Annotated in this window: 19 protein-coding genes; 18 read left to right on the top strand and 1 reads right to left on the bottom strand. The window is 48.4% G+C overall.

The features are described 5' to 3' along the window. Nucleotides 1-163: 163 nt before the first annotated feature. The 13 genes from HMPREF3050_RS06115 (at nucleotide 164) to yacG (ending at nucleotide 12,602) form a co-directional block, all read left to right on the top strand. On the top strand, nucleotides 164-412 hold the full coding sequence (locus tag HMPREF3050_RS06115; RefSeq protein ID WP_003757105.1) for a GlsB/YeaQ/YmgE family stress response membrane protein: 249 nt from the start codon (nucleotides 164-166) through the stop codon (nucleotides 410-412). A gap of 181 nt (nucleotides 413-593) precedes the next feature. After that, entirely contained in the window at nucleotides 594-1,100 is a 507-nt protein-coding gene (locus HMPREF3050_RS06120; protein ID WP_070774076.1) for a protein disulfide oxidoreductase, read from the top strand. A gap of 348 nt (nucleotides 1,101-1,448) precedes the next feature. Then, on the top strand, nucleotides 1,449-1,886 hold the full coding sequence (gene hpaR / locus HMPREF3050_RS06125; protein WP_003757119.1) for a homoprotocatechuate degradation operon regulator HpaR: 438 nt from the start codon (nucleotides 1,449-1,451) through the stop codon (nucleotides 1,884-1,886). 10 nt (nucleotides 1,887-1,896) lie between these two features. Beyond that, nucleotides 1,897-2,397, top strand: a complete 501-nt coding sequence (hpaC, locus tag HMPREF3050_RS06130; RefSeq protein ID WP_070774078.1) for a 4-hydroxyphenylacetate 3-monooxygenase, reductase component — start codon at nucleotides 1,897-1,899, stop codon at nucleotides 2,395-2,397. Between the two features lie 336 nt (nucleotides 2,398-2,733). After that, nucleotides 2,734-3,432, top strand: a complete 699-nt coding sequence (gene murU / locus HMPREF3050_RS06135) for an N-acetylmuramate alpha-1-phosphate uridylyltransferase MurU (RefSeq protein ID WP_070774080.1) — start codon at nucleotides 2,734-2,736, stop codon at nucleotides 3,430-3,432. 312 nt (nucleotides 3,433-3,744) lie between these two features. Further along, a complete protein-coding gene (gene apbC / locus HMPREF3050_RS06140) occupies nucleotides 3,745-4,824 on the top strand; it encodes an iron-sulfur cluster carrier protein ApbC (RefSeq protein WP_070774082.1) in 1,080 nt (359 codons plus the stop codon). 728 nt (nucleotides 4,825-5,552) lie between these two features. Beyond that, the gene (locus tag HMPREF3050_RS06145) at nucleotides 5,553-6,812 is read left to right on the top strand and encodes a YadA family autotransporter adhesin (RefSeq protein WP_070774084.1); all 1,260 of its coding nucleotides are present in this window, start codon (nucleotides 5,553-5,555) and stop codon (nucleotides 6,810-6,812) included. Nucleotides 6,813-6,876: 64 nt separating this feature from the next. Next, nucleotides 6,877-7,350 carry an outer membrane protein assembly factor BamE gene (gene bamE, locus HMPREF3050_RS06150; protein WP_003757128.1) on the top strand — a complete coding sequence of 158 codons (474 nt, stop codon included), beginning with the start codon at nucleotides 6,877-6,879 and terminating at the stop codon, nucleotides 7,348-7,350. A 524-nt stretch (nucleotides 7,351-7,874) separates the two neighbouring features. Next, a complete protein-coding gene (pilB, locus tag HMPREF3050_RS06155; RefSeq protein ID WP_003757129.1) occupies nucleotides 7,875-9,554 on the top strand; it encodes a type IV-A pilus assembly ATPase PilB in 1,680 nt (559 codons plus the stop codon). A gap of 70 nt (nucleotides 9,555-9,624) precedes the next feature. Beyond that, nucleotides 9,625-10,866 (top strand): type II secretion system F family protein, encoded by a 1,242-nt coding sequence (locus HMPREF3050_RS06160; RefSeq protein WP_049224121.1) that lies wholly within the window; start codon nucleotides 9,625-9,627, stop codon nucleotides 10,864-10,866. 1 nt (nucleotide 10,867) lies between these two features. Next, a complete protein-coding gene (locus HMPREF3050_RS06165) occupies nucleotides 10,868-11,731 on the top strand; it encodes a prepilin peptidase (RefSeq protein ID WP_070774087.1) in 864 nt (287 codons plus the stop codon). A 1-nt stretch (nucleotide 11,732) separates the two neighbouring features. Then, entirely contained in the window at nucleotides 11,733-12,362 is a 630-nt protein-coding gene (gene coaE / locus HMPREF3050_RS06170) for a dephospho-CoA kinase (RefSeq protein ID WP_070774089.1), read from the top strand. A 54-nt stretch (nucleotides 12,363-12,416) separates the two neighbouring features. After that, nucleotides 12,417-12,602, top strand: coding sequence for a DNA gyrase inhibitor YacG (gene yacG, locus HMPREF3050_RS13415; protein ID WP_094113344.1), 186 nt, complete (start codon nucleotides 12,417-12,419; stop codon nucleotides 12,600-12,602). Nucleotides 12,603-12,802: 200 nt separating this feature from the next. On the opposite strand, the gene HMPREF3050_RS06175 is transcribed toward yacG, so the two are convergent. Continuing rightward, on the bottom strand, nucleotides 12,803-13,138 hold the full coding sequence (locus tag HMPREF3050_RS06175) for a hypothetical protein (protein WP_039409615.1): 336 nt from the start codon (nucleotides 13,136-13,138) through the stop codon (nucleotides 12,803-12,805). A 303-nt stretch (nucleotides 13,139-13,441) separates the two neighbouring features. Between HMPREF3050_RS06175 and HMPREF3050_RS06180 the strand changes: the two genes are divergently transcribed. From HMPREF3050_RS06180 to HMPREF3050_RS06200, 5 genes are all read left to right on the top strand, one after another. Then, nucleotides 13,442-14,293, top strand: a complete 852-nt coding sequence (locus HMPREF3050_RS06180; RefSeq protein WP_003757138.1) for a mechanosensitive ion channel family protein — start codon at nucleotides 13,442-13,444, stop codon at nucleotides 14,291-14,293. 32 nt (nucleotides 14,294-14,325) lie between these two features. Further along, nucleotides 14,326-15,192: a hypothetical protein gene (locus HMPREF3050_RS06185; protein ID WP_070774091.1), complete on the top strand. Its 867-nt coding sequence runs from the start codon at nucleotides 14,326-14,328 to the stop codon at nucleotides 15,190-15,192. Between the two features lie 253 nt (nucleotides 15,193-15,445). Beyond that, a complete protein-coding gene (locus HMPREF3050_RS06190; protein WP_070774093.1) occupies nucleotides 15,446-17,482 on the top strand; it encodes a M3 family metallopeptidase in 2,037 nt (678 codons plus the stop codon). 311 nt (nucleotides 17,483-17,793) lie between these two features. Beyond that, nucleotides 17,794-19,179: a GntP family permease gene (locus HMPREF3050_RS06195; RefSeq protein WP_070774095.1), complete on the top strand. Its 1,386-nt coding sequence runs from the start codon at nucleotides 17,794-17,796 to the stop codon at nucleotides 19,177-19,179. An 80-nt stretch (nucleotides 19,180-19,259) separates the two neighbouring features. Then, on the top strand, nucleotides 19,260-19,778 hold the full coding sequence (locus HMPREF3050_RS06200; protein ID WP_003763385.1) for a gluconokinase, GntK/IdnK-type: 519 nt from the start codon (nucleotides 19,260-19,262) through the stop codon (nucleotides 19,776-19,778). The last annotated feature ends 99 nt before the right edge of the window (nucleotides 19,779-19,877 follow it).

The following is a 19,877-nucleotide window of genomic DNA, read 5'->3' on the forward strand; positions in this document are numbered from 1 at the left end:
TCGCCTTGTCCTGATTTAAATTTAGTCCACTATAATACCGCCGTCCGCCCTTCCCATACGGGACAACGCTATAAACTGTAAAGATGGCACAGCGGGACAAAACAAGCCTGTATACTGCATTTTCACACATACATTCCTCACAACACACAAGGAGACAAGAGATATGGGTTGGATCAGCACCATCATTATTGGATTTGTAATCGGCGTATTGGCAAAATTCCTACACCCGGGCAAAGAAAACTTAGGCTTCATCATGACCACCCTGCTAGGCATAGGCGGCTCCGCGTTGGCCGGTTTTGTCGGACAACAAGTAGGTTGGTATCGCGTCGGCGAACCGGCAGGATGGATTGCCTCCACCGTATTTGCCGTCATTATTTTAGCTATTTATACGCGCCAGATTAAAAGCCGTTAAACCTCATAATAAGTGATAAACTTTGATATCGTAGCTCAACGATTCAAATACAGACAGGCTGTTTATTGGAATGCCTCATCTGCCGATGCAAGGCGGCAAGCCGCAGACGACGCCCGCAAGCCAACCTTGTAGCCGCACATGCGGATTCCTTTCTATTCAGCCTGTTTTATGCAGACACCACATGAAACGACTCTTATCTTATCTAAAATCCCTTATCCAAGCCCTCCTCCTCTTTATTCTGATTTCCGTAGCCGTTGACTGGTGGCGCAAACCCAATCAACCGATGCAAGCCTCATCAGATTCCCTCCGTGTTATCAATGGAAGCAGCACTTCGCTCGAAACACTCAGCAAGGAACGTGTTGCCGTTGTCTATTTTTGGGGAACATGGTGCCATATCTGCTCATACACATCCCCGACAATCGACCGCTTACATCAAAACGGTATTCCTACGCTCGGTGTCGCCGTACATTCCGGCTCCGATACAGAGATTCAATCCTATATGAAGGAACATCAACTGCAATTCCCGACAGTTAACGATTCAGACGACCAATTGGCAGCCAACTGGAAAATTGCCGTCACACCGACCATCATTTTGATTAAAAACGGAAAAATGATACATCACACCTCAGGATTGAGCAGCTATTGGGGATTGCGCAGCAGAATCTGGCTGATGAACCTCTTCTACTGACCAAACCCCTATTAAAATCCTTAAAATATAAAGAACCCAAACACCATACGGCATATCCATCGTTTCAAAATATATTCGTTTTTTAAAGAAATGAATTACCCAAAAAATCCGTACTTGATGATTTTGTTGAGATTGCGCAGAAAATAGACTAAGATAGGATTATAAGAAAACTTGGGAACATTATTATCAAAACAAACTGTTCAGCGTATTCCCAACATACCCAAACAATGATGCTTTTGTTCCCATATATCCTTGCCGCTTCAATAGCAGCTTATAATGAAAAAACGCTTTTTGCATACCCGCCTCGCGCTTCAACGGTTTGATTTTTGATAACAATGGAGACTTATAATGCCCAACCAATCTAAACATGCATCTATCAATATTGGACTGATTCAAGCCCGAGAAGCGTTGATGACACAATTCCGCCCTATTTTGAACCAAGCCAATATTACCGACCAGCAATGGCGTATCATCCGCCTTCTGGCAGAAAACGGCACATTAGACTTCCAAGATCTCGCCAACCAAGCCTGCATCTTACGTCCTAGCCTGACCGGCATCCTGACCCGACTGGAAAAAGCAGGCTTGGCGGTACGCCTGAAACCCTCTAACGACCAGCGCCGCGTTTACCTGAAGCTGACCCAAGAAGGCGAAAAACTGTACGAAACCATAGGCGCGCAAGTGGATGAACGCTATGACGCCATCGAAAAAATCTTATCTAAAGAAAAAATGCTCGAATTGAAAGAGCTTTTGCGCCAGCTCGCGCAAATTGAGCAGGCACTAAAATAAAAGAAACTGAATGACAGATTCCACACACACACTCAAGAGTCCATTCCGCGATGCTATGGCATCCTGTGCCGCAGGCGTCCATGTTATTACCACAGACGGACAATCCGGACGTTACGGCATTACCATGACAGCCGTAGCGCCGATTACCGACGAGCCGCCTACCGTTATGTTATGTATCAACCGGCAGGCAGGCATCATTCCCATATTGCAGGCAAACCGAAACCTCTGTATCAACACCCTGTCAGAAAATCAGCAAGACGTCGCCGAACACTTCGCAGGACTTACCAACCTTTCCCCCGAAGAACGCTTCGAATACCACATTTGGCATAGAGGGCAAACCGGTCAACTCGAAGTTGAAGGCGCACTGGCCCATTTACACGGTCACATTATCGATCAACACGAAATCGGCACACATTTCATCTTTTATGTCCGCATCGATGAAATCACCACTATCCACACCGACAACCCGGCGTTACTGTATTTCCGCCGACAATTCAAATCATTGGCCTGAACACAAGGTCGTCTGAAAACCCATCTTCGTTTTCAGACGACCTATTGATTCCGTATCCCCTCATCAACGACCAATCAATACACCGATAACCAAAGTATCATTCCCTTTGAATCCTGACGGCACAACACTGTATACTTTCACATCAAATGACTATAGTGGATTAACTTTAAATCAGGACAAGGCGAAAGCCGCAGATACAGTACAGAGATAGTACGGAACCGATTCACTTGGTGCTTCAGCACCTTAGAGAATCGTTCTCTTTGAGCTAAGGCGAGGTAACGCCGTCCTGGTTTAAAGTTAATCCACTATATTATCCCATCCCAAACAAGGACAGCCATGAAAGCAATGATACTGGCAGCAGGACGCGGAGAAAGGATGCGCCCCCTGACCGACCACACACCCAAACCACTTCTAAAAGTTGGCAGCGAACCACTCATCGGCTGGCATATACGTCGTCTGAAAAACGCAGGTTTCACCGAAATCGTCATCAATCACGCATGGCTAGGCGAACAAATCGAAGCCAAACTTGGTAACGGCGCACAATACGGAGTCAGCATAGCCTACTCTCCCGAATCGACAGGCGGACTGGAGACCGCCGGCGGAATCGCTACCGCCCTACCCTTACTGGGCGACGCCCCTTTCCTTGTCATCAACGGAGATGTTTTGACCGATATCGACTTCAACGCCGCCCGACAGGCTGCCGCATCCCTACAAACATCCAACCTACTGGCACATATTTGGTTGGTTCCCAACCCCCCACACAATCCGGAGGGCGATTTTTCCATTTCTCCCGATGGACAGGTACACTCCAATAAAACCGAAGGAATCGCGCTAACTTTCAGCGGCATAGGCATATACCACCCCAACCTTTTCCAAAATACACCGCCCAACCAAATCGCCAAACTCGCACCCCTATTGCGGGAAGCCATGAACCGACACCGCGTTACCGGCGAGCAACACAATGGATTATGGCTGGATGTCGGCACTACAGAACGACTCAAAATAGCAAATGAACTTGCCGCAAATTGGGATTAACATTCACTACCCAGCTCATTCATATTCATTAAAACATAATATAAAGTTCAGAAATATAATTACATAAAATATCATGACCAACCTGATAATTCATTGTATAAAAACTCTATATTTTTAATAATATTTAAATTAATTTTGATGACTTTAGATACAGTTTTTATTGTAAGAAAATTTATTACAGCACTCACGCATTTTTCCTGAAATATGGATCCGTATCTTTCATTCCATACCTACCGTATTTCCTGTATTTAACACACCAAACATGAATCATCCTTCATTCAATTATCGTTCCCTATCAACCAGAGATACGCCATGAATATCGCAGCCATTCAAACTGCACTGGAAGCAGTAAAAATCCCCGGCACCGAGCGCACGCTCGGCAGTGAAAAAGCCGTCCAACTGTTGGAAGAACGCTCCGACGGCCTCCATATCGGACTGAAATTCGGATTCCCCGTCGGCCATATCGCCGCCGACATCGCCAATAGCCTGCAAGAAGCCGTCATCGGCATCACGGGCGACGCGCATATCCACCTCAGCATCGACACGGAAATCACAACGCACAAAGTACAGCCCGGCGTTGCCACCATCAAAGGCGTCAAAAACATTATCGCCGTTGCATCCGGCAAAGGTGGTGTCGGCAAATCCACCACTACCGCCAATCTTGCCACCGCCATGGCACGCATGGGCGCACGCGTGGGCGTACTGGATGCCGATCTCTACGGTCCGAGCCAACCGACCATGTTGGGCGTGCAAGACCGCAAACCTGACCAACAAAACAAAAAACTGATTCCCGTCGAAGCCGACAGCGGCATCCAAGTGATGTCCATCGGCTTTCTGGTCGATACCGACCAAGCCGTCGTTTGGCGCGGCCCGATGGTCAGCCAAGCCTTGCAGCAGTTGATGTTCCAAAGCGAGTGGGATGAAGTGGACTACCTCTTCATCGACCTGCCGCCGGGTACAGGCGACATCCAGCTCACCCTGTCGCAGAAAATCCCTGTAACCGGTTCGGTCGTCGTTACCACGCCGCAAGACATTGCCCTGATTGACGCGCGCAAAGCAGTCGATATGTTCCACAAAGTCAATATTCCGATTTTCGGCGTACTGGAAAACATGTCGGTACATATCTGCTCCAACTGCGGCCACGCCGAAGCTATTTTCGGTTCTGAAGGCGGCAAAAACCTGGCAGGTCGTCTGAATGTCCCGCTGCTCGGACAGCTTCCGTTAAGCCTACCCGTACGCGAAGCAATGGATGGCGGCGCGGCGAAACAGTTGTTTGACGAACATCCCGCCATTGCCAAAATCTATACCGACGCGGCCTTCCAAATCGCACTGACCATTGCAGACAAAGGCAAAGATTTCAGCAGCCGCTTCCCGAAAATCGTGATTGAATGATACAACCACAAACCAATAAAGCCCGATTGCAATAATCGGGCTTTATTTTTGACTAAAAGGTCGTCTGAAAACTCGGATTGTCTTTACAAATCTCAGCTTATTCCAATATATACCATCCAAACAAAAACACCTCTTATCCACGCCATGGCACAAGTATCGAAAATACAACACAAATCTATGGAATAATTAACAGAGAGACAAAAAAGAAAAATATCATTTCCAGTAGAAAAAATATATCTTCATATAAAATTTCCTATCATATTAAATATATAAAATGCAACGCTTGATTTCAACAATGACCAAACCGAACAAATAAGATATTTTTAATTAACTAAAAAGCAAAAAACGCAATTTAAAACCAAAATAAATCAAAAAACATAAATATATTATATGTGTTATTATTTTTTTTGTTATATATTGCATATAGATAATGAGGGAACCGATTGTTTTTTTATAATGAAGTTAATATTTGATAAAAAAAAATAATAAATACAAAATAAGGAACTTCATATAATGGTAATCATGTACGAAGTAGCAAATCGTGCTTCGAACCATTTGTTTTCTGAATCAATTTTATTTTTTAGAAATAAAATTTTATGTATTTTACTACTGCTCAATGACCAGTGGTATGCATATTAGATAAACGGCATATATTTGTCAATTAAAATATGCGAAATATATAGATTCATCCATATTATTATTTATGTGTTTTTATCAGGGAGATAATTATGAAACACAAAACACACATGAATCGTTTTACCGCGCTCAACAAAACAGTGGCTTTGTCATTGGCAGCTGCAGGTCTTGTTTCTGCTTCGCCTGCATTTGCAGCAGCGCTGACAAATGCTTCATATGTAAGCATTAACGATAACAACGAACCCGTCCGCAGCAACTATGACAGCAAGGGCGCAACTGGCCGTTACGGTGTAGCTGTCGGCGTTCAAGCCAGTGCAAAAAGCCACAGCACCGTTGCAATTGGTACTGAAACCACTGCTGAACATGAATCCGCCACTGCAGTTGGCACACTCTCTAAAGCTGAAGGCACTGCCGCTGCAGCTTTCGGTCAAGGTGCCAATGCAACTGCTAATGCAGCTACCGCCATCGGTCGCCAAGCTGCCGCAAAAGGCAACAGCAGCACTGCAGTAGGTTCTTCCTCTGTCGCTGAAGGCTTGTCTTCTACCGCATTTGGCTCCGGCTCTAATGCTACAGCTCCTGCCTCCACCGCTGTCGGACAAGGTACTCAAGCAACCGGCGCTTACACCGTTGCAGTAGGTCAAAAAGCTCAAGCCAGCGGTACTTCTGCGGCTGCAGTAGGTTCTTCTTCTGTTGCCAGCGGCAACTACTCTGTTGCAACAGGTCCTGCTTCCCAAGCTACTGGAAACGCCAGCGTAGCTTCTGGTCTGCAGGCTCAAGCTAAAGGCGGTTCTTCTGTCGCTATCGGTCGCGGAGCGATTGCAAGTGATGAATACTCTGTTGCTTTAGGCGCAAATTCTACTACTTCTGCTGCAGTAGGCACTAACAGCGCTACTGTAAACGGCGTAACTTACAGTGGTTTTGCCGGTACTAATCCTACATCTACAGTAAGTGTAGGCTCAGCAGGTAACGAACGCACAATCACCAATGTTGCAGCCGGCCGTATCACACCTACCAGCACAGATGCCATCAACGGCAGCCAACTATACCAAGTAGCCGCACAAACAAACGGCAACAGCATCGTTATCAATAACCTCCAAGACCGCATCAACGATATGAACAAAGACCTGCGTGCAGGTATCGCTGGTGCTACTGCAATCGGCTTCCTTCAACGTCCGAACGAAGCAGGTAAAAGTATCGTTTCTGCAGCTGTAGGTGGCTATCGTGGTCAACAAGCAATTGCTGTTGGTTATGCACATAATTCCGATAACAACAAATGGTCCATCAAAACCGGCGTAAGCGTGAACACCCGCAAAGATGTCAACTGGGGCGGAAGCGTCGGCTACCAATGGTAAGACCTAGAGGGGATGGTTTAAAATCATCTCCATCTATCAAAGATTTGATATAAAAGGAAAAAACATGAAATTATCGAAATTTGTATTGCCTGCGATTGCAGCACTCTCCTTGGCAGCCTGTGGTAATCTGAGCAAAGTTAGCAAAGAAGGCACTACTGACAATCCCGTATGGCCTGATGCAGCCAAAACCACCCTGCGTCACGATGGTACTCAACATGGCTCTTGGCCAAACTGGGATAATGTCCGTCAAATTGAAGCCGGCATGAATAAAGACCAAATCTATGAACTGATTGGACGTCCTCACTTCCAAGAAGGTCTTTATGGCGTGCGCGAGTGGGACTACTTGTTCAACTACCGTGAAAATGGCGAACACAAAACTTGCCAATTCAAAATTCTGTTTGATAAAGACAAAAATGCCCAATCATTCTATTGGATGCCTGAAGGCTGCGGTCCGAAAAAAGCAGAACCTCAAGTTGTTCGTGAAGTCATTATTCGCGAAGTTGCACCTGCACCCGCGCAAACTCGTATTCGCCAATAAATTATCGACTAATGAACTGAGTCTCTATTTTTAATTTGCTGAAATAGTCGCTCATATCAAATCAAAGCCGGATCATGTACTCAAACATGATTCGGCTTTTCGCATTTTTAGTTTTCAGACGACCTACATGTGGTCTATCCCCACCATACTGTCTCTTAAATACCACCAAATTATCCCGCTAGAAACAGCATCCAAAGCAATCACTCTAAGAGAGTCTCATACAAAGTTCCGCCGAGAAGTGTTGCAACTGTATTGTTTGCCTTATAATAGCGACTCCCTAAAAATTTCCAAACTACCCTCCCTATAATATTCTGCATAAATAAGGGATTGCACATACCATCGGAATATCATATTATTCCTTAACAATAAATAAAAACACTTAAAATAAAATTTCCTTTTAATACAGTTAAATACAAAATATCAAGTAACCAATGGGGATCTCCTTTTTGTAAGATATTTCATCAGCATTACGCCTGAAAATATTTACTGTATAAAAGGTTATACAAGAAATGGATAATTGAATAATGAGTATCGGACTATTACGCGTACTGCTTCAAAGCCAGACCATTACAAATGCACAAGCTGAACATTACGGCAATGCCTTGAAATCAGGGAAAGAAATCTTACCCATGCTTTTTGCGGACGGCATCATCTCTCCTAGAAGTTTAGGAGAATTAGTTGCACGTGTATTCAGCTACCCCTTATTGGATTTGCATCATTATCCTCGCAGCAATGTCATAACTGATGTTTTAAGCGAAGAACAGATGGTTCAAAATCGATGCATACCCATATTTCGTCGCGGCCGTAAAGTTTATCTGGCCGTATCAGACCCGACACAAATCCAAAACTTCCAAAAAATCACTTTTTCTTCAGGTGTGACGATAGATTTAGTTGTCGTACCTGACGACCAGTTAAGCTCCCTTTTAGAATGGTTAGGACAACGTTCTACCACCATCTTAAAAGAAATTAGTGAAGAACAAGAAGCTGCTCAGCCCTCTCAGGCGCTTTATATTGACAACGAAGAGGCTGAAGATGGGCCTATTCCACGCTTTATTCACAAAACTTTATCAGATGCTCTAAATGCAGGCGCATCCGATATACATTTCGAATTTTATGAACAAATGGCTCGTGTCCGTTTTCGTGTAGATGGACAGCTAAGGGAAGTGGTTCAACCCCCTGTTGCTGTACGCGGACAGCTGGCTTCACGCATCAAAGTAATGGCGCGTTTGGACATTTCGGAAAAACGCGTACCGCAAGATGGTCGTATTCAGATTGCTTTCCATAAACACGGTCGCCCCATTGATTTTCGTGTAAGTACGTTACCTACGCTTTTTGGTGAAAAAGTGGTAATGCGTATTCTGAATTCTGATGCAGCAACTTTAAATATTGACCAACTGGGATTCGAACCCTTCCAAAAAGAAATGCTGCTTGAGGCCATTCATCGGCCTTATGGCATGGTATTGGTAACAGGTCCGACAGGCTCCGGTAAAACCGTATCACTTTATACTTGCTTGAATATTTTAAATACAGAAGACGTCAATATTTCCACTGCAGAAGACCCGGCCGAGATTAATTTACCCGGCATCAACCAAGTCAACGTCAATGACAAACAAGGTTTGACTTTTGCTGCGGCGTTGAAATCTTTCTTGCGACAAGACCCTGACATTATCATGGTAGGTGAGATTCGGGACTTGGAAACCGCGGATATTGCTATCAAAGCGGCACAAACCGGACATATGGTGTTTTCAACGTTGCATACCAATAACGCGCCTGCGACCCTATCCCGTATGTTGAACATGGGGGTTGCCCCATTCAACATTGCCAGTTCCGTCAGCTTAATTATGGCGCAACGACTATTGCGTCGTCTGTGTTCGAGCTGTAAGCGTGAGGTTGAACGTCCTCCAGTTCCCGCATTAAAAAAAGCAGGATTTACAGATGAAGATTTAGCAAAGGATTGGAAACTCTACCGTCCTGTCGGTTGCGATAGTTGTCGTGGTAAAGGCTTTAAAGGCCGTGTCGGTGTCTACGAAGTAATGCCGATTACCGAGGAAATGCAACGTGTCATTATGAATAATGGTACGGAAGTTGATATTATGAACATGGCCTATAAAGAAGGTATGGTCGATTTACGCCGTGCAGGCTTATTAAAAGTTATGCAAGGTTTGACTTCATTAGAAGAAGTGATTGCTCACACTAACGATTAAACCATTGAATCGAAGAAACACGGGGACTTTTGTTTTCTTCATTCTTAAACTTAAACCAAGGGGTAACAAAATGGCTCAAGCAGAGCAAAAAAGAGGCTTATTCGCTCAAAAAAATAAAGGCAAACGTTTTACGTTTGAAGGTAAAAATACCAATACGGATCAATTGGTCCGAGGCGAAGTAGTCGCCAAAGACGAAGAAGAAGCGCGTAAAAAGCTCCAACGTCGCGGGATACGCCCTTTACGTATCAGTAAAGTAAAGGCAACTAAAAAGCGTCGTATTACTCAGGAAGACATCACTGTCTTTACCCGTCAACTTGCCACCATGATGAAAGCAGGTCTGCCTTTAATGCAGGCTTTTGAAATTGTCGCACGCGGACACTCCAACCCATCCATGACTGAAATGTTGATGCAAGTCCGTGCAGATGTGGAACAAGGTAGTGCATTAGGTAAATCATTTGCCAAATATCCAAAATATTTCGACCGTTTTTATTGCAATCTGATTGCGGCCGGCGAAGCTGGCGGTGTTTTGGAAAGCCTGTTGGATAAACTTGCTGTATATAAAGAGAAAACGCAAGCCATTAAGAAAAAAGTGAAAACCGCACTGACTTACCCAATTTCTATTGTTGTTGTTGCAATAGCATTGATCTTTGTAATGATGCGTTGGGTATTACCTGAATTTGGTAAAGTTTATGCTGGAATGGGTGCTGAATTGCCTGGTTTAACCCAAGTTGTTATGGATATTTCCAAAATATTCGTGGAATATGGGTGGCTGATGATTGTTATGGTTATTGCCATTTGTTTTGGTGTTTATAAACTACATGAAAAATCACCAAATTTCCAGAAACGTATAGATGCAATGGTTTTACGTTTACCAATTTTTGGTCAAATTGTCCGTAAAGCAACTATTGCTCGCTGGGCTCGTACCACTTCCACCTTGTTTGCAGCAGGCGTACCTTTGGTAGAAGTTTTAGATTCAGTAGCAGGAGCAGCCGGTAATATCCTTTATGAGGAGGCAACACAGGACATTCGTGCGAAAGTTACTCAAGGTCTTTCTTTGACTTCGAGTATGCAAAGTACGGATATGTTCCCCAATATGGTTATTCAAATGGCCGCTATTGGTGAAGAATCCGGTTCTCTTGATGATATGCTGAATAAGGCTGCTGAATTTTACGAGGATGAAGTTGATAACTCTGTAGCACAATTATCCTCACTGATGGAGCCCATCATTATGGTAGTTTTAGGCTCCATCATCGGAACATTGTTAGTAGCAATGTATCTGCCGCTATTTAACCTCGGTAACGTAGTAGGTTAATATGTTGGAATCTTTGGATACATTAGCGCCATTTGCTATTCCATTATCTGTCATTGTTGGTTTGTTGATCGGAAGTTTCCTTAATGTTGTCATTTACCGCGTTCCTGTCATGATGGAACGCGGCTGGACTCAGTTTGCGAAAGAGCATTTGCAACTTGAATTAACGGAAGAAGAGCAGCAACCATTCAATTTGATGAAACCGGATTCCCGCTGCCCTAAGTGTCATGCCCCGGTAAAGGCTTGGCAAAATATTCCGATTTTCAGTTATCTGATGCTTGGTGGTAAATGTGGCTCGTGTAAAACGCCCATCAGCATCCGTTATCCCTTAATTGAATTATTGACCGGCATACTGTTTGGTGTTGTGGCGTGGCAATATGGCTGGACGATGGCGGCATTTGGCAGTTTGATATTGACTGCAATATTGATTGCATTAACCTTTATCGATGCGGATACTCAATATTTACCCGACAGCCTGACCCTGCCGTTGATATGGTTAGGTTTGCTGTTTAATTTGAATGGCACTTTTGTTCCATTAAAATCTGCCGTTTTAGGCGCAGTTTTCGGCTATATGAGCTTATGGTTGTTGTGTTTTATCTATAAGCTTTTGACTGGAAAAATCGGTATGGGTAACGGCGATTTTAAATTGCTGGCCGCACTAGGTGCATGGCTTGGTGCCGGCATTTTACCTGTATTGGTCTTTATGGCAGCGTTAATTGGTCTGATTGGTGCGATTATCGGACGGGTTGCCAAAGGACAATATTTTGCTTTCGGTCCGAGTTTGGCTATTGCCGGCTGGATTATTCTGGTAGCTAACGAGCCGGTACATCGTGCCGTCACTTGGTGGCTGACCAAATCAGGGTTTTAATATGACTTTATGGATAGGTTTGACGGGTGGTATCGGCAGTGGGAAATCTCAAGCAGCAAAAATCTTTTCTGATTTGGGTGTCCCGCACATTGATGCCGACGCCCTGAGTCGAAACCTGACGGCGGATAACGGTATAGCATTACCGGCTATCCGCCGTCTTTTTGGCGACAAGGTTTTTCATACCCAAAACAGTCTGAACCGTGCTGCTTTGAGGGATCTGGTTTTCAGACGACCTCAAGCCAAAAAAGAATTGGAAGAAGTATTACTGCCTTTGATTTTAAATGAAATAAAATCAGCCAAAACCCGTTATCCTAGCGCAGCATACGGTATTATCGATGTACCTTTGCTGATTGAAAATCCGGAATTTTTAGCGGCTGTCGATAGAGTGTTGGTTATCGACGTTTCTGAAGCAACGCAAATTCTTCGCGTTCAGCAAAGAAGCGGTTTGAATACAGAAGAGATCAAGCGCATTATGAACACTCAGGCCAGCCGCAAAACGCGGCTGCTCTATGCAGATGATGTCTTAGAAAATGAAGGGACTTTATCTGAATTGACCCAAAAGATTCAGGGCTTGCATAGGTTTTATCTGGGATATTCCGGCAACTCGAAATTTGGTACATCATTGCCCTAACGTGAAATATTTCAATCAACAGACAAAGCATAAATGATTTGTAAGGAACAAATAATGACTGAAGTAACGACTGTGAAATGTCCGACCTGTCAAAAACCGGTGATATGGAATGAAGAGAGTAAATACCGACCGTTTTGCAGTCAGCGTTGCCGGTTGATTGACTTAGGCGAATGGGCGCAAGAGAAATACACGGTTGCAACAGAAGAGGATGACAGCTTATCGGATTTATTGAAATCATAAACGATGAAGCATAACTATCCAATAGAACTGAATTAACAAACAAAAGCTAAAGCCATTTACCCCTTCCCTCCTTCTCAATGAGATGGAAAACACAAAAAGGTCGTCTGAAAACACCATTCCGTTTTATCTTACGGAAGCAGCATTTTCAGACGACCTTTTGTTCTTAACGCTTATTTCAGAAGAAACCGCTTCTATTGCGCTTACTTCACAATCTCAACCGGACCGTGATCGTCGCAGTGGTCGCCGTGTTGGTGGTGCAGGCGACCGTTGACGATGTAGTCGGTGTGATCGCCGTGCGGTACGGCTTCATGGCCGCAGCCTTCGCCGTGAACGTGGCCTTTGCAGGTATCGACAGGATGGCAGCCGTCGGGATTGGTTTCATTGACGCTTAAGCTGTGCTCGTCGTAATGACCGTTGTGTTCGTGATGCAGATGACCGTCGTGCAGATAGTCGGTGTGGTCGCCGTGTTTGATGGCGGTATGGCCGCAACCGGCGCCATGGGTATGGTCGTGATGATCGTGGATTTTGCAAGTCATTTTGATTCCTCGTTATCGGTGGTTAATTCAAACCCTTTAGGTTACGGACTCTATGTTATCCTTTTTTGGCAGCCCGGTAAACAATTTTCTCTTTATTAACATAGTGTTACGGTATATCATCATAGGCTTTGAGGGTCGTCTGAACGCGCCATTTCGATGTTATGACTCTTGCGGATGTTTCAGACGACCTCCCCATTCGTTATCATTTATAATGTCATTTCTTAGGCGGCCCGGCAATCCGTGCCGATGGTGCGTATAGGTCGTCTGAAAACAATATCAAGATAAATATAGGATTTTTACACTATGTGGGACACAGTACGGCAATGGCTGCATACGCTGCCGGTACGCGAGGAAGTGGTGGAATCGGTGCTGATGGTCATGGCGCTGCTGGTTTTGCGGGGCGTTTTGCTGAAACTGTATCTGCGCCGCCACCCGCATTACAGCATCGAGGAAAAACGCCGCTCCTTGGTACTCAGCCGCAATCTGACGCTGATTTTGACGATTTTCGGGCTGGCGGTAATTTGGGCGACACAAATCCAAACGCTGGCGCTGTCGATGTTTGCCGTAGCGGCGGCAATTGTGGTGGCGACTAAGGAACTGATTATGTGTTTGTCGGGCAGCATCTTGCGCTCGGTAACGAAACAATATTCGGTCGGCGACTATATTGAAGTGAACGGCCTGCGCGGGCGTGTGGTCGATATTAATCTTTTGAACACGTTGATGATGCAGATCGGCCCGAACCCGCTGGTCGGTCAGCTTTCGGGCAAGACTCTGTCGTTTCCCAACAGCCTGCTTTTGAACCACTCCGTCCGCCGCGACAATATCTTGGGCGATTATGTGATTCATACGGTGGAAATTCCCGTGCCGATTCATTTGGATTCGGATGTGATTGTAGGTCGTCTGAAAGCCGTATTGGAGCCTTTGTGCCAACCTTATGTGCCTGCCATCCAGCGGCATTTGGAAAACGTGCAGGCGGAGAAACTGTTTATCACCCCTGCCGCCCAGCCGCGCGTAACCCGCGTGCCGCATGACGACAAGGTGTACCTTATCATCGTGCGCTATGCCTCGCCCGTGGCGAAGCGTTTAGAAATCCAGCAGGCGGTGCTGGATGAGTTTTTGCGCGTACAATACCGCCTGCTAAACCCTCAAGCTTAGCCCCATAATCTATTAACAATCAGGAAAATACTATGTTGCCCGAATCTGCTCTTACGCAAATGTACCCCGTCATCATGACCCCCAGCCACGACGGGAAATATTTCCACAATTACGTCCTTTCGCTGCTCAACATCGTCAACACCAGCGCGCAAAACGGCTGGCCGCTGCAAGTGATGATGCAGCGCGGCGAGAGCCTGATTACCCGCGCGCGCAACAACTGCGTGGCAACCTTTATGGCGCACCCCGAATGGACGCACCTCTTCTGGATAGACTCCGACATCGGTTTTTCTGCCGAAGCGTTCTACCGCCTGCTGCTGGCGGATAAAGACGTGGTGGCGGGCATTTATCCGCTGAAACGGGAAAACTGGCCTGCCGAAGGCGTGCCCGCCGGCACGACGCAGGCGGATTTCGAGCGGATGTACACGTGCTACACCGTCAACACCGACGATAAGGACGAAAACGGCGAAATCGTGCTGCGCGTCGATGAAGAAGGCTTTATGAAAGTCAATGACGCGCCGACCGGATTCATGGTCATCAAACGCGGCGTGTTCGAAAAAATGATGGCCGCCTATCCCGAGCTGAACTACATCTCCGACAGCGACTACAACCGCGAAGACAACGGGCTGCACTACCGCTTCTTCGACTGCATGGTCGATCCCGAAAGCAAACGCTACCTTTCCGAAGACTACACCTTTTGCCGCCTGTGGCAGCAAATCGGCGGCGAAGTTTATGTCGACGTCCAATCCAACCTGACCCACCAAGGCGCGAAAATCTACCGCGGCGCGTTTGCCGATTCGCTGCAAACCAATGTCGCACAAGCCGTCTTCGCCCCCGCCGGCACGCCGATGAGCCTCGACCTCGCCGCCCCGCTCGCTTCCAACCCGCGCGGCGCAGAATAGCGTAAAAACAGGGAAAGATGCTTTAAGCGGGGCCGGATGGCACTATATCTGCTGTATCGTTTGGTTCTCAGACGGCCTTGCCGCGTGAACCCGATTAAAAATAGGCTATCTTAACGGCCGCCCTTCCCGCCTGTGCAAAGACGGGCATGACGGCAGACCGTCCGTATTTTTCCGTTTACCCAGGCAACCATTTTTCAGACGGCCTCCGTAAAAGGCCGTCTGAACCCGCCATCCACACAAAGGAATCCCGTTTATGACCGATAATGTACTGCTTCATTTGGGTGAAAAACCCCGTTTCGACCAAATCCAAACCGCCGACATCAAACCCGCCCTGCAAACCGCCATCGCCGAAGCGCGCGCGCAGATTGCCGAAGTCAAAGCCCAAACGCACACCGACTGGGCAAACACCGTCGAGCGTCTGACCGACATCACCGAACGCGTCGGCAGGATTTGGGGCGTGGTGTCGCATCTCAACTCCGTCGTCGATACGCCCGAACTGCGCGCCGTCTATAACGAACTGATGCCCGAAATCACCATCTTCTTCACCGGAATCGGACAAGACATCGAGCTGTACAACCGCTTCAAAACCATCAAAAATTCCCCCGAATTCGCCACCCTCTCCCCCGCACAGCAAACCAAGCTCAACCACAACCTGCGCGATTTCGTCCTCAGCGGCGCGGAATTGCCGCCCGAACAGCAGGCAGAACTGGCGAAACTGCAAACCGAAGGCGCGCAACTCTCCGCCAAATTCTCGCAAAACGTCTTAGACGCAACCGACGCCTTCGCCCTCTACTTCGACGCCGCCGCACCGCTTGCCGGCATCCCCGAAGACTCGCTCGCCATGTTTGCCGCCGCCGCGCAAAGCGAAGGCAAAACAGGCTACAAAATCGGTTTGCAGATTCCACACTACCTCGCCGTCATCCAATACGCCGACAACCGCGATCTGCGCAAACAAATCTACCGCGCCTACGTTACCCGCGCCAGCGAACTTTCAGACGACGGCAAATTCGACAACACCGCCAACATCGACCGAACGCTCGAAAACGCCCTGCAAACCGCCAAACTGCTCGGCTTCAAAAACTACGCCGAGCTGTCGCTCTTCACCAAAATGGCCGACAGCCCCGAACAAGTCCTCACCTTCCTGCACGACCTCGCCCGCCGCGCCAAACCCTACGCCGAAAAAGACCTCGCCGAAGTCAAAGCCTTCGCCCGCGATCGCCTGAACCTCGCCGACCCGCAGCCGTGGGATTTGAGCTACGCCAGCGAAAAACTGCGCGAAGCCAAATACGCATTCAGCGAAACCGAAGTCAAAAAATACTTCCCCGTCAGCAAAGTCCTGGCAGGCCTGTTCGCCCAAATCAAAAAACTCTACGGCATCGGATTCGCCGAAAAAACCGTTCCCGTCTGGCACAAAGACGTGCGCTACTTCGAGCTGGAACAAAACGGCAAAACCATAGGCGGCGTCTATATGGACCTCTACGCCCGCGAAGGCAAACGCGGCGGCGCGTGGATGAACGACTACAAAGGCCGCCGCCGCTTCGCCGACGGCACGCTGCAACTGCCCACCGCCTACCTCGTCTGCAACTTCACCCCGCCCGTCGGCGGCAAAGAAGCCCGCCTGAGACATGACGAAATCCTCACCCTCTTCCACGAAACCGGCCACGGCCTGCACCACCTGCTCACCCAAGTGGACGAACTGGGCGTATCCGGCATCAACGGCGTCGAGTGGGACGCAGTCGAGCTGCCCAGCCAGTTTATGGAAAACTTCGTCTGGGAATACGACGTCTTGGCACAAATGTCCGCCCACGAAGAAACCGGCGCCGCCCTGCCGAAAGAACTCTTCGACAAAATGCTCGCCGCCAAAAACTTCCAACGCGGCCTGTTCCTCGTCCGCCAGATGGAGTTCGCCCTCTTCGACATGACCATTTACAGCGAAGACGACGAAGGCCGTCTGAAAAACTGGCCGCAGGTTTTAGACAGCGTGCGCAAAGAAGTCGCCGTCATCCAACCGCCCGAATACAACCGCTTCGCCTTGAGCTTCAGCCACATCTTCGCCGGCGGCTACTCCGCAGGCTATTACAGCTACGCATGGGCCGAAGTCCTCAGCGCCGATGCCTACGCCGCCTTTGAAGAAAGCGACGACGTCGCCGCCACAGGCAAACGCTTCTGGCAGGAAATCCTCGCCGTCGGCGGCTCCCGCAGCGCGGCGGAATCCTTCAAAGCCTTCCGCGGACGCGAACCGAGCATAGACGCACTGCTGCGCCACAGCGGCTTCGACAACGCGGCTTGATAGTAAGGTTGAGGTAATGAAAAGGTCGTCTGAAAAGTTTTCAGACGACCTTTTTTGCATAATATTTCATGTTCGACACCCGATAAAGAAACTTTCAGACGACCTCTCCGCCTTATCAGACACCTCATCTGACCTTGTCTTTCCCGCCCTCTATTTCACCTCTCATTCATCATTAAAATTCATCTAAAAATTAATCGCTTATAGCATCAAAAATCGCCATACCGCCCCGTTGCAAATCGTGCTATGGTCTATTTGATACGTTTGAAAAACCTTAACCACCTTGTATTCTGATTACAAAGAAAGGCTTCAAAATGGATGGTTGGACTCAGACTTTGAGCGCGGGCTGGCTGCTGAGTATTGCGGCGATGGCGATTGTGCTGATTTTGCTGTTGATTGTGAAACTGCGTGTCCACGCGCTGTTGACGCTGGTGTCGGTGAGCCTGCTGACGGCGGTGGCGACGGGGCTGCCGATGGATAAGATTGTGAACGACGTTCTGTTGAAAAACTTCGGCGGTACGCTCGGCAGCGTGGCTTTGCTGGTCGGTTTGGGCGCGATGCTCGGGCGGCTGGTGGAAACTTCGGGCGGGGCGCAGTCGCTGGCAGATGCGCTAATTCGGATGTTCGGCGAAAAACGCGCGCCGTTTGCCTTGGGCGTGGCGTCGCTGATTTTCGGTTTCCCGATTTTCTTTGATGCGGGATTGGTGGTGATGCTGCCGATTGTCTTCGCGACGGCGCGGCGCATGAAGCAGGACGTATTGCCTTATGCTCTGGCGTCTATCGGCGCGTTTTCGGTGATGCACGTTTTCCTGCCGCCCCACCCCGGTCCGATTGCGGCTTCGGAATTTTATTCGGCGAACATTGGGCAGGTGCTGATTTTGGGATTGCCCGTCGCCATGTTCACTTGGTATGTCAGCGGTTATCTGCTTGGGAAGGTTTTAGGACGCACCATCCGCGTTCCCGTTCCCGATTTGCTCAGCGGCGGCGCGGTGGACAACGACCGGCCGCAAGCGCCTGCCAAGGCTTCGACCGTGGTCGGCATTATGCTGATTCCTATGCTTTTGATTTTTATGAACACAGGGCTGTCCACCTTAATCAGTGAAAAAGTCGTCAGCGCGGACGAACATTGGGTACAGGTGGCGCGCATGATCGGTTCGACCCCTGTCGCGCTGCTGATTTCGGTTTTGGTGGCACTTTATGTTTTGGGCAGAAAACGCGGCGAAAAAGCAAGCGCGCTGGAGAAAACGGTGGACGGCGCACTCGCCCCCGTTTGTTCGGTCATCTTGATTACCGGCGCGGGCGGCATGTTCGGCGGCGTGTTGCGCGCGTCGGGCATCGGTCAGGCGTTGGCGGACAGCATGGCGGATTTGGGCATTCCCGTATTGCTGGGCTGCTTCTTGGTGGCATTGGCGCTGCGTATCGCGCAAGGTTCGGCAACCGTCGCGCTGACCACCGCCGCCGCATTGATGGCACCCGCCGTTGCCGCCGCAGGCTTCAACGACTGGCAACTCGCCTGCGTCGTTTTGGCAACCGCGGCAGGTTCGGTCGGTTGCAGCCACTTCAACGACTCGGGCTTCTGGCTGGTCGGCCGCCTTTTGGATATGGACGTACCAACCACGCTCAAAACATGGACGGTCAACCAAACGCTGATTGCCGCCATCGGCTTTTCAGTGTCGGCGCTGCTGTTTGCCGTAGTTTGAGGTCGTCTGAAAACGGTTTTGAGACACTCTAAACCGTCTGCCCGACCTTATATCTTTCAAATCCAACAAAGGAAGAGAACATGACGACGCATTTTGTGATGATGGGCGTTTGCGGCTGCGGCAAAACCACCGCCGCCCTGTCCCTGCAAAAACACCTCGACCAATGCCCCTACGCCGAAGGCGATGATTTCCACACCCAAGCCAACCGCGACAAAATGGGCGCGGGCATCCCGCTGACTGACGAAGACCGCTATCCGTGGCTGTGCAACCTGCGCGACTGGATGACGGAACAGGCACAAAGCGGCGCGGCGTACACCATCGTTACCTGTTCCGCCTTGAAACGACAATACCGCGACATCCTGCGCGGCGCACAAGGCAAAACCGCCTTCATCCACCTGACACCGCCGCAAGCCATCAACCTCGAGCGCATGATGGCGCGCCAAGGGCATTATATGAAAGCGGGTATGCTGGATTCGCAACTGGAAATCCTGGAAGAACTCGGCGCAGACGAATACGGCGTCAAAATCGACAATCCCGGTTCGCCCGAAGCCGTAGAAGCCGATATTTTGGCTTGGGTTAAGGCGGAAGGTTTGTTGTGAAGAAAGTGTGTAAATAGTTGTCAGGAAGGTCGTCTGAAAACAGATAGGTCACATTTCGACAAAACAAGTTTTCAGACGACCTTTCTCTTTGTCCGCTGC

This window comes from Neisseria sp. HMSC065D04 (assembly GCF_001815675.1).
GTDB lineage: Bacteria > Pseudomonadota > Gammaproteobacteria > Burkholderiales > Neisseriaceae > Neisseria.